Here is a 14266-nt window from a genome sequence, read left to right as displayed (position 1 = left end):
CAGTGTCGGAAGTGACTATAGTCGTTAAATAGACGCCACCAACGCTTTTCATAAGGATTCGGATGAACAGGCTTATCGTAGTGCTCGCCCTGCTAATGCTTGCAGGGTGCGCCGGCACCAATGCAAAAACTTATGCAAAGCGCGGCGTCAGCGGTGTAGAGATCGACTGCTCGGGCTTAGGCAACAAGTGGGATAAGTGCGAGAAGCGCGCTGCACGCGAATGCAAGATGCAGGGCTACAAGGTCATCACGCGCTCCAGCGACGCCAAGGATGAAGAAGGCGACTACTTGTTCGGATGGAACCCGGCAGGAGCGGTCACGCGCAAGATGCTCGTAATCTGCAAATAGCTTAAGGAGCTTTATTCGTCAGTGTTTATTCAGTCGTAGATTAGTTTATGCACGGGCTGTTCAAATTCATCAAGTCATGCTAAAACCTTTGAAGCGCTTTTCCTAGCTGCTTGAAAAAGAAGGGAAAAATATGACGAAGTCGGAGTTGATCGAACGAATTGTCACCCATCAAGGGCTGCTCTCATCCAAGGATGTGGAGCTGGCTATCAAGACCATGCTTGAGCAAATGTCCCAATGCCTTGCCACCGGAGATCGCATCGAAATCCGTGGCTTCGGCAGTTTCTCCCTGCACTACCGCGCACCACGCGTAGGCCGCAACCCAAAGACCGGTCAATCCGTCAGCCTCGACGGCAAGTTCGTTCCCCACTTCAAACCGGGCAAAGAATTGCGGGACCGGGTGAACGAAGAAGAGGAAGAAGGCGTCTGAGTGTTTTTGGGGTAGGAGAAGGTTATGCGTGGGGTTAAGCGCGTTGCGCTAGTGGTCGTGGTGTTGCTTGTGGCTTTTGTGGTTTTGGCTTTTGTGCTTGAAAACAAGCAGAGTGTGTCGCTGTCGTTACTGGGTCAGGCAAGCAGACAGCTTCCCGTATCAGTATTCGTGGTACTGGCGCTGATCGTCGGCATGCTGATAGGGCCGCTGTTGGGCATGATGATGCGTAGTCGGCGACGTAAGCCGATTCTGACCGCTCAATATTAGCTGGCGCTGTCAGAGATGAAGTTAGGGATAAAAATTTTATTACCGTTCGTCTGATTTTCTGCTGTATATTTATTCAGTAACTATGAACGTTTCGGGTTGCCTTCTCTCTTTTGCGTCGGCTTTCTCGCCATACATTGAGCGCCGCCCTTCCATGTGCTTATTTATTTACGTTGCAAGAATCTTGTAGGGGGCTGTCCCTAGGCGTATGGAAATCGCCCTACAGATATGTCAAGGTTTGTAATATGTCGGCGAGATGAAAAATGACATCTGTTCTCAGTAATTGGCATTTTGTGCGCACAAAATTTGGCAGAGACACTGGGTTTTGCCGGTCATCTAATTAGATAAGAAAACATATAATCTGGTCTGCATAATGAGCCCGCAGTTACTTTTTGAAGGCGGATTTTTGTTGCTGATGGCAGTTTTCCGCGCACCGGCTTTAACAACCTCAGCAGGAATCGATATTCTCTCCGCCGAAATAGATTTTTTAAAAAATCGAGGTTTTTCTGGGAGCAAAAACTTTTTATTGGCTCATCTTTGAGGTTGACTGATTGCGGCCTCAGTCGCCTGTTTTTGTTATTCTTGAATATAAAATCAGCACGGTGTCGCGCCCTTCAACCGTCAATAGCTGCATGCGTTGAATCGGTCAAAATATATCAGCTTCAGCTGTATGAGGTGCTCATAGAAGTGGGTTCGGCCATAGGCTCTTATAGTGTTCGTCTGGGAAGTTTCGAATAAAAAAGCTATTCGAGATTTATTAAGCCGAGGTGCATGTTTGAACAATTTTTTGGAAAGTTAATTTTTCCGAAAACAGTAAAAATAATACACTTTATGCTTATTTAAAGCTTGAAATGATATATTCAAAATGATTGAAGGCGTCGCTATCCTTAGCGGTCTTGTTTGCTGTGTAATCAACGTCAAGCGAATCCAGATATCGTCAGTTTTTAACGCAGTTATCTAAAATCGAATAAACGAGTAAAAAATAAAGTATGAATTGGCACGGTCGAACTAGAGTGTCGAGAAAGAGGCTAGAATAGCATTGCAGCACGAAGCAGGTTCAGTGAGGCGAGCTCAATTGTAAGATAAATTCGGCTCGCTTCGCTCGTAATGGAGGGGGGCATAATGACCGCATAGCTAAACTTTAAGAATTTATAAGTATTGCTAAATCTTTGGGCATACAAAAGCCGGCTAGGCCAGCCTCGCTCGGTAAGCAGGTGAATGCAAGTACTGCCAGTATTATGCGAACAGAAATAAGCAACTTGCAAGCCCTGCTGTATTTTTTTATGGATACGGAGGCGCTTTAAGCAGAGCTTGCAGCCGGTATCAGCGTAGATCAGATGATTTCACCGGGTCTCAAATTGCACAGGTTGTCCAAGAACTTCGGATACTGGCGGTCAATCGCGAGGTTGAAGTGCTGGCACCGTGTATAAATGAAGATGTTCTTCTTGGCTATGTACAGCCGCTGCGCGCAGGGATTGCGCGTTTGAGCAGCTTTAGTATTGATGTAACTAATATGAAATTAGCGTGTGACGATCAGCAGATCTTAAAGTCCTTGAAGCCTTATAGCCCGAATCGTGTGTTTTTGGTGATGTCTGGTATTTTTTTGGGGTGGCAGATTCTTGCAGTCGTTATCGTTCTCGCTAAGTTTGCTTTCCTTTTGAACTCTATTAAAGTAAAGCCTGATATCGTCGCACTGCCCTCCCATGGTCGTTCTCTAGTAAATGCTTAAGTGGGACGGCAAAAAATCCAAAAAAGATGCTTAGGACGTAGTCAGTACACTTGAATTTTCGCGGATCGAATCTATCGATGTTGGGATTAACTGGAGGCTTCCGTATGGGCTATTCCGGCAGGCTGTCTATTCGCCCACAGAGTGACGCTTGTATAATCTGTCATGGTTTACGTCAGAAGATTCTTGCAGGCAGGAGGGGCTGACTTCCCTCCAGCAATCACCCTAGTCCATTCAAAAAATGTGGTTTTTCGGGCTGTTTCATAGCATTCCGTACTACTATAGCTCCTCGCTTCTCAAGAGAGAGGAATCCAGATGTAGGGGTGTGGGACCAATCAATTGGTGTATCATCTTCATTGGCAGGAAGGAGTCTACATTTCTCCGCAACTTTTTTTGGGGGCTGCTTGGAGGCGGATTCTATTACGGCGAGGGTGTTGTCCATCGGGTGGTTTGCTGTTAGTCGGCGTCTACACTCGAAACTGAGGATGCTATGGCTCTTTTTAGGTATCTATTGGTTATGATTATATTTTTTGGTAGTGGCGCAAACAGCAATGTCCTAGAGATGGTTAATCATTATGAGAAAAATAGTTTATATTTTTTGTAAAAAGCTTTAGTTGGCGTGAACCGTTCGTGAGTCATATATATTTAAAATTAGTTGCTAAAGCTTTAGCTGTTTGGGAAGGGAAAATGAGGCTGGAACTAAATGTTAGGAATGACACCATATATAATCTGCTCGGGAACATTGTTCCGATTCTGGCAGCGCTGATTTTTATACCCTATCTTACTCGAGAATTAGGCGCTGAACGTTTCGGTTTTATGACTATAATGTGGGCGCTGATAGGTTATTTTGGGATTTTTGATTTAGGTGTTTCTCGAGCGCTTACTTATTTTGCGACGCGCTCCAATGATCCAGTTAGTCCCGATCCCTTGGCCCCAGCAGTCAAGGCGGGTATGCAAGTTGTTGGTGTTGCTGGTTTGATCGGAATGCTGTTGGTTATGGCTGCTTCAGATCTAACAGTAAGGAAACTGCTCGGTAACAACTTGGACATGTATAACGAAGCGCTTTGGGCGCTGTGGATTACAGCTCTTATAATCCCACTAACAGCCATGGGGAACGGACTGAGGGGAGTGCTTGAAGGCCTGGGTGACTTTAAAGACGTCGCAGTCATAAAAAGTGTGACGGGGTCTGTATTTTTTATAGCGCCAGCCTGTCTTGCTTTTTACAATGTTCATTCCTTATATGCGATAGCTGTATCATTTTTTATGGTCCGACTAGTCACGTCATTTTGGTGTTGGTACGCCGTTCAGAGAAGCTGGCAATATGACTCATCCCGCGAGAAGGCGGTTTTTCCTACGCATAGAAAAGCGCTACTTTCATATGGTGCCTGGGCGCTGCTATCCTCAATTATCAGTCCGTTGATGATGTATGGTGATAGGTTCATTATCTCCACTGTGTTGGGCGCTCAAATGGTGGGTATGTACGCTGTGCTCCAAGAGATGATGGGCCGTACCGTTCTATTTTCTGCTTCGTTTGCATCCGCCCTATTACCACGATTTGCCAAGGAAAATGGCGAAACGTTAAAAAGTAATTATCGGCGTTATAATACTCTGTCAACTGTCGTGATGATTGTGTTTTATACTATGTTTTGGGTTTTCTCTAAGTTTATGGCTGAGCTTTGGCTCGGGCGTAACCTCGATGAATATAAAAATATTTTTGCGCTATTTTCGTTTGCGTTGTTTATGAATTCTATTGCACAATTGCCTTTTTTCTTTTTGCATTCCAAGGGGATGCCAGAAGTGCCTGCCAAGTTTCACCTTGTAGAGTTTATTCTATATGTGCCAGCTTGTATTTGGGCTACCCTGAGTTATGGGGTTGAGGGGGCTGCAGTAGTGTGGGTTTTTAGGGTTTTAATTGATTGGGTATTGCTGCAATGGGCCGTAAGAAAAATACTTGGCTAGTCACGTTTTCACCATTGAGTGTTTTGCTGCTAGTGTGGGGGGGGCAGTGGGTTTACTACGAAGTTATAGGTACTTCAGTGTTTAACCCTATTCTTTCGGCCACCTGGTGGATGGTCTCTTTAGCCTTGGCTAGCTATGCGCTCGGCGCGGTGATTGTCGTAGTGTTTAAGCGAGGCGCGTTATGGCGGCCGGATTTCAGGTTGGGAAGAAGTTTTTTTTATTTTAAATCAACGTGTTTTATTTTAGCGATGTGGGTTGTACTCGATAATTTGGTAATCCCCGTAGCGCTTGGGCATAGTGTTTCTGAGCTGCGAAATCAAGCTATAGATGAATGGACGCAGGGGGAAGTTGCGCCAAGAGTCTTGGCTGTGCTGATGAACGGCTTGGCCTGTGCACTACTTTTCGTAATATCTCTAAATTATGAAGTTAAGAACAAGTTGAGTCTTTTTTGGGTATTGGTTTATTTTTTACTTTGTATTGCTTGTTTTTCTCGTACTCTATTGCTAATAGGTATGGCTATTATCTTGCTCAGGGTTCTTTTGCAAGGTAAGAATCCGCTTCGTTTTATATTTATTTCGTTGATTGGTTTTATAGTTCTGTTTCTAGCCCTTGCGTGGCTGATGAAAGATCATCTTCCTGGGGAAGACTCTGTGGCGGATGTGCTTGTTCGGCATGTTGAGGTTTATTTTTTTGGTGGAGTATCAGGCCTTAATTATTACGTAAAATATGATAGTCCACACTACGATACTTTGTTGACGGTGCCGCGATTTATTCAGGGTTTCTTTTCAATGCAGATGGAAATGCCGCCGTCTTATTTCGATTTTGTAGAGACTCCTGGGACGCTCAATGTGTTTACGTCTATATTTCCTCCTTATCATGATTTTGGAGGAACAGGTGTTTTTATTTTTTTTGGAATGTACGGCCTCCTATCCACGGTTGCTTGCATGCTCTTTGTCCGAACAGGAAGATTCTTATGGCAAGTGATTGCAGGGTTCACTGTTTATGCAACGGCCATGTCGATTTTTGATGATCAGTTTTTGAGAGGTTTACCGGTCTTTTTGATTTTGGCATTTTTTGCTTGGATGCTGGATTTGATTCGTGGGCTTATGGGGCGCGTTATTCAAGTGGAATATGAGCAATGAGTGTTTCTGTAACATCAGGTAAGCGGCACGACAGCAAGTTCGAGGCATTAAGTGTGTCTGTTTGTATGGCAACCTATAACGGCGAGTTGTACTTGCGCGAACAAATTGATTCGATATTGTTAGAGTTGCGTGAGGGGGATGAGCTTGTAGTGGTTGACGATTGCTCTAAAGACGCAACGTGCGAAATATTACTTTCTTATATGGTTAAAGATAAGCGCGTAAAGATATTTTTTAATCAGCGAAACCTCGGTGTTATTAAGACTTTCGAATCGGCGCTTTCTAAAGCGGCCAATGAAATTATCTTTCTTTCGGATCAAGACGACGTCTGGTTGTCAGGTCGTGTGTCTTCTTCACTTGCGATATTCGCGGGCTACGAGCAGGTATCCGCAGTCGTAGTAAATGCGGAGATTCTTGCATTTGCGGACCGAACCAGTACCTGCTTTTATCCCCAGGGTTACACGCCGAGATTTAGCTTGTTCTCCCAGCTGTATAAGAATGAATTTATTGGTTGTTGCATGGGAGTTCGTCGAAGAGTACTGAGGTTGGCGCTGCCGTTCGCTCACCGAATTTCTATGCATGACTGGTGGCTCGGTTGTTGTGCCCTAATGAGTGGGCAGATCCACTTTTTAAACGAAAACAAAATATATTACCGTCGGCATTCTTCCAATGCATCTCCCGCTAAGCGCCGCAAGTTGGCAATTGTTCTCCGTTCGCGAATTTTAGATATATTTTGTTTTTTATCATTGTTGATGCGCTGGGTGAGCAGGAGGAGTAAATGAGCGGCAAGGTAATTATTTTGATGGCGACTTACAATGGTGAGGCGTTTTTGAAGCAGCAACTTCAATCTATTGTCTCTCAAACACATGGAAACTGGCATCTTTTTGTGCGAGACGACGGTTCGACTGATGCGACGTACTCGATAATCCGGTTGTTTCAGGAACACCATTCGAACATATCCATTTTGGATAACCAGGGAGTAAGTACGGGGTCCGCGGCGGGCAACTTTTTTGAGCTTATTCAGCAATGTCCATTCTCGGATTTCGATTATGTTGCTTTAGCTGATCAAGATGACGTGTGGTCTCCTGACAAGCTTGAGGCTGCGATCAGGCTAATCGAAAAGGAGGGAGCAGGCGCTTATTCCTCTAATTTGATCTCTTACGATAACCGCCTAAAGCGCTCGCGATTCATGGACAAGGGGCAGTCGCAAAAAAAGTTTGATTATTTGTTTCAAGGTGCTTCAGCAGGATGTACATATGTCTTGACTCGTGCAGCGTTTGAGTGCGTCAAGCAGATGACATCTGGGATCCGATCCTACAAAGGCCGGTCTCATGATTGGTTAATTTATGCAATCTGCCGGGTTAGTAATATCCGATGGGCGTTTGATCAAAATGCCTATATTTTCTATCGGCAGCATGCCTCCAATGTTTATGGTGCCATGAGTGCCTTTGCTGGCTTAAAAAGTAAACTCGGATTGATCCGCAATGGCTGGTATCGTGACAATATCCTTTGGATAGCCGAAAAATCCGGCGCTGAAGCATCAGCGAAAGATATCGTGAGCCTGATCAAAAGCTGTTCAGTTATGAGCCGAGTGCGCCTGGCGCTTAAGGCCGGTGAGTTCCGTCGGGAAAAAAATGCTCGCATTCTGATGGTAGTCCTGTTGCTAACGTTCGTATTTTGATATGACGGAGATAGAAACGCCGCTCAGCGGTGAGATGTAGAAATAGGCTGGGCAGATTTACGGTGTAGGCTTGCTGATCTTTTCTTGAATTCTGTAATGATGTAATTGTCAGGGTGTTGTCATGAAGCGTTTGTTTGATGTTTTTGCCTCTGGCGTTGGCTTGATCCTGCTGGCGCCCGTTATCTTGATCGTTGCTTTTCTGATCCGTAGAAACCTTGGTTCCCCGGTGTTTTTCCGTCAGGTAAGGCCGGGCATCCACGGTAAGCCGTTTGATATGATAAAATTTCGGACCATGCGTGATGCCACCGATGATCAGGGGAATCCACTTCCAGATTCGGAGCGAATGACCCCGTTTGGTTGTTTCCTTCGGTCCAGCAGTCTTGATGAGCTCCCTGAGTTGTGGAACGTCTTTAAGGGGGACATGAGCCTAGTGGGGCCTCGTCCGCTCCTCATGCAATATTTACCGTTGTACAACTCAGAACAATATCGTCGTCATGAGGTCAAACCCGGTGTTACCGGTTGGGCTCAAATCAACGGGCGGAACAGTCTTGAGTGGGAAGAAAAATTTAAGCTTGATATTTGGTATGTTGATAACCGTTCGTTTATCTTGGACTTAAAAATTCTGTTGGTCACGGTCAAGAAAGTCCTGATCCGCGACAGCATCTCGCATGAAAATCATGCCACGATGGAAGCTTTCAAAGGGTCACAAGAAAAGTAATTAACACACACCGGAGATTGGATAATGGCTGATAAAGTTTTGCGTTTGATTGAAGAGGCGATGGAGGTGGAAGAAGGTTCCATTGCTCTCGGTCAGGCGCTCGAATGGGATTCTATTGCAGTAGTAACATTCATGGCGCTGGTTGATGAGCACCTTGATAAGAGAGTGTCGGCGGACCTGTTGAATAAGTGTGAGACAGTAGACGATGTCGTCGAGTTAGTTGATTGATCTGGATTCCTTTAGAGTCGTATATATAGAATATATAGAATATATAGAATCAGAATATTGCCCCGTTAGTTTATCTTTCGGGGCAATTTAATTGCATGGTTCGTAGATTTTTATAGTGTGGTATGACTAAATTGCAAAATGATTATTTTGGTGTTCTGAGTTGTTCGATAATTGCATTGCTCAGCCGCTTTCAGGGTGGGGCGCCCCGGAGAGTCTTCGCAGGCACGTCATACGCAAGGAGCTGTTGAGATTTTGTATAATGCTTTTTTCGGGCGCAGTGGAGATTCAATAAATGCTCAAAGCCGATAGCAACGTTCGCCTGGTAAGGGACGTAAGTGTGAAAGGAGTCGCCTGCGCTGTGCCACCAAGGGTTAGCGAGGTGTCTGATCTTTGCGAAAAGTTCGGACAGGAGAGCGTGAACAAGATAATGATGAGCACAGGCGTGGAACGTCGTCATGTGGTCACTGATGAGTGCTCCTCTGACCTATGTTTTGCTGCTGCTGAGCGACTGATCAGTGATATGCAGGTGGATAGAGCTTCAATTGATACGCTGATATTTGTTTCCCAGACTCATGACTACACGCTGCCCGCCACAGCTTGTGTTCTCCAGCAACGTCTGGGGTTACCGATAACTACGGCGGCGTTCGATATTGCCATGGGCTGCTCGGGTTATGTATATGGTCTCTGGATGGCAGCCTCATTGCTTTCGGGAGGTGGCAGCAAGCGGGCATTGCTATTGGTGGGCGATACCATAAGTAAAATTACTTCTGGAGATGATCGCTCTGTAGCGGCATTGTTCGGAGATGCAGGCTCGGCCACGTTGTTGGATTATGAGCTTGGCGCGCCAGCCATTCCTTTTGTTCTGGGCACTGACGGACGTGGCTCACCAAACCTGATTGTCCCTGGTGGTGCGTTCCGTGATCGCTCAGGTTATACCAGTGATGTCCAAGACCCCGATGTGCGTTCCGCTTTCGATCTATATATGAACGGGGCGGAAATTTTTGCATTCACGCTGGCTAGGGTCCCCGCACTTGTAGCCGTTTTGCACGAAAGCATTGAACGTGGTGCTGATGGAGTGGATAAGTACGTATTCCATCAGGCGAACAAATTTATGCTTGATCATCTGGTCAAGCGCATGAAGCTCGACAGGGCTAAAGTTGTGCTTGATGTCAAGAGCGTCGGTAATACCAGTTGCGCATCTATTCCTCTCGCGCTCGTAATTGATCAACGCGATCACTCGCTGCCTGTCAGCGGGCAGTACATGCTCGCGGGCTTTGGGGTCGGATATTCTTGGGCAGGGTGTATTGCGAATTTTGATGGCGTCCATATTAGTCCGTTGGTAGTGATGCCAGACCTAAAAATGGGAGCCGTGCAGTGAGTTCGTTTAATCCATTCTCTCTAGATGCTAAACATATTTTAGTCACGGGTGCCTCCTCTGGGATTGGTCGAGAGGTTGCTAACTGGTTAAGTCGACAAGGCGCTGTATTGACACTCGTAGCTCGCGATGAGGACCGGCTTGCTGCTACCGCTCAGGCATTGGAAGGCAAGGGCCATCAAACGGCGGTCATAGATTTCTTGGGCGACGAGGACATTTCGCGCTGGATGAAAGAGTTGGTCCGCAGTTCCTGCCCCTTTGATGGGTTGGTGCACGCCGCCGGTGTCCAGATGCCGATGCCAATCCGGGCAACGAGCCTGAATCATTGGGAAAAAATTATGTCGACTAACGTGTCGTCAGGTTTCTCTTTGATCAAGGCGTTTCGGCAGAAGGGCGTTTGCCTGCCCGATTCAAGTATCGTGTTGATTTCTTCAGTAATGGCCAGGGCAGGAGAGCCAGCGCTTTTGGGATATTGCGCAAGTAAAGGTGCCGTCGAATCAATGGCCCGTGCTGCGGCGCTCGAACTTGCCAGAGAGGGCATACGCGTCAACTGTGTGGCGCCAGGCGTCGTTCAGACCGAAATGGTGGAGAGTTTGCAGAACCTTGTCGGGGAAGACTCGATGCAAGTGATTAGGGAAAAGCACCCGCTTGGCATTGGTAATCCTTCCGATGTTGCCTATGCCGTAAATTATCTACTGTCGCCCGCAGCCCGATGGGTGACAGGCATTTCGCTGGTCGTAGATGGCGGGTACCTGGCATGATTGTGCAGAAGAATATCGTTATCTTGGGCGCGGGTGGGTTTGGCAGAGAGGTGCATGCCTGGTTGCTGGATTGGATCGCGCGGGGAGACGGCCAGCAAACCCAAACCCATTGCTGGAAAGTTGCAGGGTTTATCGACGACAACGCTTCGGCGATGGATGCGTTTGCCAACATGCCACCGGTGCTTTCATCGATTGAAGATTTCGTCTCAGTACCTAACACGTTCGTTGTGTGTGCGATTGCAAATCCGAAAGTTAAGAAGAAGGTGGTTGGGCGGATGCTCGATAAGGGTGCCCAATTTTTGAGTATGGTTCACCCGACTGTAGTGATGGGCACCAATGTGCGTCTGGGGCGGGGCACTGTTGTGTGTCCATTGTCAATGCTATCGGCGGATATCAGCATTGGGGAATTTGTGACGATTAACGCGACCTGTACGGTTGGTCACGATGCAAAAATCTCTCGTTTTTGCACTTTGAGCGGGCATTGCGATGTGACGGGTGGCGTCGTACTGGAGGAAGGCGTCTTCATGGGATCTCATGCGGCGGTCGTCCCCAATGTCACCGTCGGAGAGTATGCAGTGATAGGCGCAAGCAGCCTTGTTGTACGTAAAGTTCAGCCGGGTACCACAGTCTTTGGCGTCCCTGCAAAACGCATTTCTAGGTAGTCCATATGATGAAGTACGCGAGAGTTACAGCGATTGAGTATGTTTTGCCCTCTCAAACGCTTTCGAATGAAGACCTTTCACGGGATTATCCTGAGTGGGACGTTGCAAAGATTTTCGGCAAGACAGGGATCAATGAGCGTCATATTGTTGCGGCTGAAGAAACGGCTTCTGATTTGGCGTTTAGTGCCTGTGAGAAATTGCTAACCAGCGTAGACGTCCCACGCTCATCTATCGACTTTATTATCTTATGCAGCCAAAGCCCGGATTATTTCCTGCCGGCGACCGCGTGTATCCTGCAGGATCGCTTAGGGTTGACTACCCAGTGCGGTGCTTTCGATTACAACCAAGGCTGCTCTGGTTTCATCTACGGCCTTGGGTTGGCAAAAGGGCTGATCGAGTCAGGCCAGGCGAGTAACGTGTTGCTTGTGACTGCTGAGACCTACAGCCGTTACATCAATCCTGGTGATAAGAGCGTTCGGACGTTGTTTGGTGATGCAGCCGCCGCCACCCTTATACAGGCGAGTGATTCCGCCAATGGTCCATTTCTGGATCGGTTTCGCTACGGCACGGATGGATCCGGGGCAAAAAATCTGATTGTGCCGATCGGTGGAGCTCGCTGCCCCGCTGAACTCAATCCAGCCCCGGTGCTTCATACGGACGAGAGCGGTAACGTACGTACCGACTCTAATTTATATATGAACGGGCCCGCGATATTCGAGTTTTCGATGACCAGGGTGCCGGAGTTGTTCGCCACGATCTTCGATGAAGACTTGAGAGTTGAAAACGTAGATTTTTTTGTTTTTCACCAAGCTAACAAGTTTATGCTTGATGCACTTCGCCGACGTCTGAAGTTGCCCCAAGAAAAATTTATTACCGAGTTTGAACATTGCGGTAACACCGTTTCGTCGACAATTCCAATCGCGTTGAAGGAATGCTTGAGTAAAGGCACGCTTGCTGAGGGGCGTACAATTGCCGCTATAGGATTCGGGGTCGGTTACTCATGGGCAGGCTGCATTATAAAATGGTAATTTTTCCATCGGCGCTCATCGCCGCTCAAGTCAATCTCTGAGGGTCTTTGCTTTGCTGAACACTCCTTTCGCGCCTTGGCCCTGCTTTTCCGACGAGGAAGCTAACGCAGTTCGAGACGTAATTCTCTCCAATAAAGTCAACTATTGGACCGGCAAAGAGTGCCGTGAATTTGAAAAAGAATTTGCTGTGTTTGCCGGCACCGAGTTTGCCATTGCATTAGCGAATGGGACGGTAGCTCTCGACCTTGCGTTACACGCACTGGGAATAGGTGAGGGCGACGAGGTTATTGTCACATCTCGCACTTTTCTTGCTTCCGTCTCATCTATCGTCAATGCTGGCGCGGTCCCGATTTTTGCAGATGTAGACCGTGATTCGCAGAATATCACGGCACGCACCATTACTGACGTTATTACGCCCAAAACCCGTGCAATACTGTGTGTTCATCTGGCTGGGTGGCCCTGTGATATGGACCCGATCATGGCTCTGGCTGGCGAACATGATTTGAGGGTTATTGAAGACTGCGCACAAGCCCACGGTGCACACTATAAGGGGCGCCCGTTAGGTTCCATCGGGGACATCGGAGCGTGGTCCTTTTGTCAGGACAAGATTATGACGACCGGCGGGGAGGGCGGGATGGTTACCACCAACAGTCGCGATTTATGGGCTGATATGTGGGCCTACAAAGACCACGGCAAGAGTTGGGAAGCTGTGTATGAGCGCCAGCATCCACCAGGTTTCCGTTGGCTGCATGAAAGCTTTGGGACTAACTGGCGCATGCTTGAAATTCAAGGCGTGATTGGCCGTATCCAATTGCGACACATGGCGGCTTGGCATTCTGCGCGCTTGATCAATGCGCAGCGCATCTGGGAAGTGGCGTCAGAGCTCCCAGGTTTGCGGGTGCCTAAAATCCCCGAAGGTTTGGTGCATGCGGCTTACAAATGCTACGTCTTTGTGGAGGCCCGGCAACTGAAAACCGAGTGGAATAGAGACAGAATCATGGCGCGGATTAATGAATTGGGTGTGCCTTGCTTTTCTGGGTCTTGCTCGGAGGTTTATCTTGAAAAAGCTTTCGATAACACAAATATGCGGCCTGCTCATCCTCTTCCAACAGCAAAAGAGCTGGGCGAAAGCAGTTTGATGTTCATGGTCCATCCGACGCTTTCTGTAGCCGAAATCGAAAAGACTTGTCAGATTCTTTCTGAAGTGATGGCTGAAGCTTCACGTTGAATCTAAATGTAACGCTCATTCAGGTGCATTGCACATGAACCTCTAGGTCTTTATGGAGCTTGTTCGACGTTGGTTGCCTGGGGGCAGTGGGGTGAGGTTTCAGGCGAATTTCGCGGTTGAAAACTGCCCTATTGGTAGGACATTGCTTGACCAGCGCGGCTTTAAGCTGCTCTCGCTGAGGGTTAGCCTTACCTTGGCGCTGACGCCAAGCGTAAAAGCTGCTGCGGTTGACGCCGAACGCCCGGCAACACCGATTAACGCCGTACTGCTCGTCCAGCTCATCGATCAGCGTGAATGATCTTTGGCGTCCAAAAGCAGGAGAGCACTGGCCTTTTTTAGGATTTCGATGTCCAGGTCTTTCTCCCTGAGCAGGGCTTTGAGCCTCTGAATTTCTCGCTGGTCGGCGGTAATCGCCTTGGCGCCTACCGGCGTCGAGCCCAAACGCTCTTTGCGTACCTGATCGACCCAACGACGCAAGGCGGTAGGGCCTATATCCAAACTGGCACACACCTCGGTAACCGGCTGGCCTTCGTCCAGCACCATGCTGGCAGCCTTGAGCTTGAACTCACTCGAATAAGATTTACGCATATCCAAACACCTCAGATTTGGGCGTCATCATAGTTCCCGATTGAAGCGTCCAAAATCATTAGGCCAGTTCACATACCCTGCCCATCGTGTTAGTTTCCGCGCACACGGAAACCATACGGTTTCCATTTCATATAG

17 protein-coding genes are annotated in these 14266 nt (G+C 47.7%); 16 read left to right on the top strand and 1 reads right to left on the bottom strand.

Features of this window, described 5'->3' with window-relative positions; translation table 11 throughout:
- Window positions 1-62 precede the first annotated feature (62 nt).
- The 16 genes from K1567_RS07730 to K1567_RS07655 all read left to right on the top strand — a co-directional run bounded on the left by K1567_RS07730 (window position 63) and on the right by K1567_RS07655 (window position 13543).
- Window positions 63-347 (top strand): hypothetical protein, encoded by a 285-nt coding sequence (locus tag K1567_RS07730; protein ID WP_220698325.1) that lies wholly within the window; start codon window positions 63-65, stop codon window positions 345-347.
- 130 nt (window positions 348-477) lie between these two features.
- Window positions 478-774 carry an integration host factor subunit beta gene (gene ihfB / locus K1567_RS07725; RefSeq protein WP_003189779.1) on the top strand — a complete coding sequence of 99 codons (297 nt, stop codon included), beginning with the start codon at window positions 478-480 and terminating at the stop codon, window positions 772-774.
- A 24-nt stretch (window positions 775-798) separates the two neighbouring features.
- Complete coding sequence (locus K1567_RS07720; protein ID WP_220698324.1) at window positions 799-1041, top strand: LapA family protein; 243 nt, start codon at window positions 799-801, stop codon at window positions 1039-1041.
- Between the two features lie 370 nt (window positions 1042-1411).
- The gene (locus K1567_RS07715) at window positions 1412-1579 is read left to right on the top strand and encodes a hypothetical protein (protein ID WP_220698323.1); all 168 of its coding nucleotides are present in this window, start codon (window positions 1412-1414) and stop codon (window positions 1577-1579) included.
- An 870-nt stretch (window positions 1580-2449) separates the two neighbouring features.
- Complete coding sequence (locus K1567_RS07710) at window positions 2450-2767, top strand: hypothetical protein (RefSeq protein WP_220698322.1); 318 nt, start codon at window positions 2450-2452, stop codon at window positions 2765-2767.
- A gap of 627 nt (window positions 2768-3394) precedes the next feature.
- Window positions 3395-4723 carry a flippase gene (locus K1567_RS07705; protein ID WP_220698321.1) on the top strand — a complete coding sequence of 443 codons (1329 nt, stop codon included), beginning with the start codon at window positions 3395-3397 and terminating at the stop codon, window positions 4721-4723.
- Entirely contained in the window at window positions 4696-5865 is a 1170-nt protein-coding gene (locus tag K1567_RS07700; RefSeq protein WP_220698320.1) for an O-antigen polymerase, read from the top strand. Before K1567_RS07705 ends, K1567_RS07700 begins: the two co-directional genes overlap by 28 nt.
- Window positions 5862-6644, top strand: coding sequence for a glycosyltransferase (locus K1567_RS07695; RefSeq protein ID WP_220698319.1), 783 nt, complete (start codon window positions 5862-5864; stop codon window positions 6642-6644). The genes K1567_RS07700 and K1567_RS07695 overlap by 4 nt, the downstream gene beginning before the upstream one ends.
- Complete coding sequence (locus K1567_RS07690; protein WP_220698318.1) at window positions 6641-7543, top strand: glycosyltransferase; 903 nt, start codon at window positions 6641-6643, stop codon at window positions 7541-7543. The genes K1567_RS07695 and K1567_RS07690 overlap by 4 nt, the downstream gene beginning before the upstream one ends.
- A 121-nt stretch (window positions 7544-7664) precedes the next feature.
- Complete coding sequence (locus tag K1567_RS07685; protein WP_220698317.1) at window positions 7665-8261, top strand: sugar transferase; 597 nt, start codon at window positions 7665-7667, stop codon at window positions 8259-8261.
- Window positions 8262-8285: 24 nt separating this feature from the next.
- Complete coding sequence (locus tag K1567_RS07680) at window positions 8286-8489, top strand: acyl carrier protein (RefSeq protein ID WP_220698316.1); 204 nt, start codon at window positions 8286-8288, stop codon at window positions 8487-8489.
- 292 nt (window positions 8490-8781) lie between these two features.
- Complete coding sequence (locus K1567_RS07675; protein WP_220698315.1) at window positions 8782-9867, top strand: ketoacyl-ACP synthase III; 1086 nt, start codon at window positions 8782-8784, stop codon at window positions 9865-9867.
- The gene (locus tag K1567_RS07670; protein WP_220698314.1) at window positions 9864-10625 is read left to right on the top strand and encodes an SDR family NAD(P)-dependent oxidoreductase; all 762 of its coding nucleotides are present in this window, start codon (window positions 9864-9866) and stop codon (window positions 10623-10625) included. The genes K1567_RS07675 and K1567_RS07670 overlap by 4 nt, the downstream gene beginning before the upstream one ends.
- On the top strand, window positions 10622-11287 hold the full coding sequence (locus K1567_RS07665) for an acetyltransferase (RefSeq protein ID WP_220698313.1): 666 nt from the start codon (window positions 10622-10624) through the stop codon (window positions 11285-11287). Before K1567_RS07670 ends, K1567_RS07665 begins: the two co-directional genes overlap by 4 nt.
- Window positions 11288-11292: 5 nt before the next feature.
- Window positions 11293-12315 (top strand): ketoacyl-ACP synthase III, encoded by a 1023-nt coding sequence (locus K1567_RS07660; RefSeq protein ID WP_220698312.1) that lies wholly within the window; start codon window positions 11293-11295, stop codon window positions 12313-12315.
- 52 nt (window positions 12316-12367) lie between these two features.
- On the top strand, window positions 12368-13543 hold the full coding sequence (locus K1567_RS07655) for a DegT/DnrJ/EryC1/StrS aminotransferase family protein (protein ID WP_220698311.1): 1176 nt from the start codon (window positions 12368-12370) through the stop codon (window positions 13541-13543).
- 285 nt (window positions 13544-13828) lie between these two features.
- Here the strand turns inward: K1567_RS07655 and K1567_RS07650 are convergent, their stop codons facing one another.
- Window positions 13829-14131 carry a transposase gene (locus K1567_RS07650; protein ID WP_040267329.1) on the bottom strand — a complete coding sequence of 101 codons (303 nt, stop codon included), beginning with the start codon at window positions 14129-14131 and terminating at the stop codon, window positions 13829-13831.
- Window positions 14132-14266: the final 135 nt, after the last annotated feature.

Source organism: Pseudomonas sp. S5F11, assembly GCF_019641515.1.
GTDB lineage: Bacteria > Pseudomonadota > Gammaproteobacteria > Pseudomonadales > Pseudomonadaceae > Aquipseudomonas > Aquipseudomonas rhodesiae.
This window is presented reverse-complemented; position numbering and strand designations above follow the sequence as displayed.

Bases quoted from the DNA above. Each gene is read 5' to 3' on its own strand.
- K1567_RS07685 (WP_220698317.1), top strand. From the start codon at position 7,665: ATGAAGCGTTTGTTTGATGTTTTTGCCTCTGGCGTTGGCTTGATCCTG.
- K1567_RS07680 (WP_220698316.1), top strand. From the start codon at position 8,286: ATGGCTGATAAAGTTTTGCGTTTGATTGAAGAGGCGATGGAGGTGGAA.
- K1567_RS07720 (WP_220698324.1), top strand. From the start codon at position 799: ATGCGTGGGGTTAAGCGCGTTGCGCTAGTGGTCGTGGTGTTGCTTGTG.
- K1567_RS07650 (WP_040267329.1), bottom strand. From the start codon at position 14,131: ATGCGTAAATCTTATTCGAGTGAGTTCAAGCTCAAGGCTGCCAGCATG.
- K1567_RS07715 (WP_220698323.1), top strand. From the start codon at position 1,412: ATGAGCCCGCAGTTACTTTTTGAAGGCGGATTTTTGTTGCTGATGGCA.
- K1567_RS07675 (WP_220698315.1), top strand. From the start codon at position 8,782: ATGCTCAAAGCCGATAGCAACGTTCGCCTGGTAAGGGACGTAAGTGTG.
- ihfB (WP_003189779.1), top strand. From the start codon at position 478: ATGACGAAGTCGGAGTTGATCGAACGAATTGTCACCCATCAAGGGCTG.
- K1567_RS07665 (WP_220698313.1), top strand. From the start codon at position 10,622: ATGATTGTGCAGAAGAATATCGTTATCTTGGGCGCGGGTGGGTTTGGC.
- K1567_RS07660 (WP_220698312.1), top strand. From the start codon at position 11,293: ATGATGAAGTACGCGAGAGTTACAGCGATTGAGTATGTTTTGCCCTCT.
- K1567_RS07695 (WP_220698319.1), top strand. From the start codon at position 5,862: ATGAGTGTTTCTGTAACATCAGGTAAGCGGCACGACAGCAAGTTCGAG.
- K1567_RS07690 (WP_220698318.1), top strand. From the start codon at position 6,641: ATGAGCGGCAAGGTAATTATTTTGATGGCGACTTACAATGGTGAGGCG.
- K1567_RS07730 (WP_220698325.1), top strand. From the start codon at position 63: ATGAACAGGCTTATCGTAGTGCTCGCCCTGCTAATGCTTGCAGGGTGC.
- K1567_RS07700 (WP_220698320.1), top strand. From the start codon at position 4,696: ATGGGCCGTAAGAAAAATACTTGGCTAGTCACGTTTTCACCATTGAGT.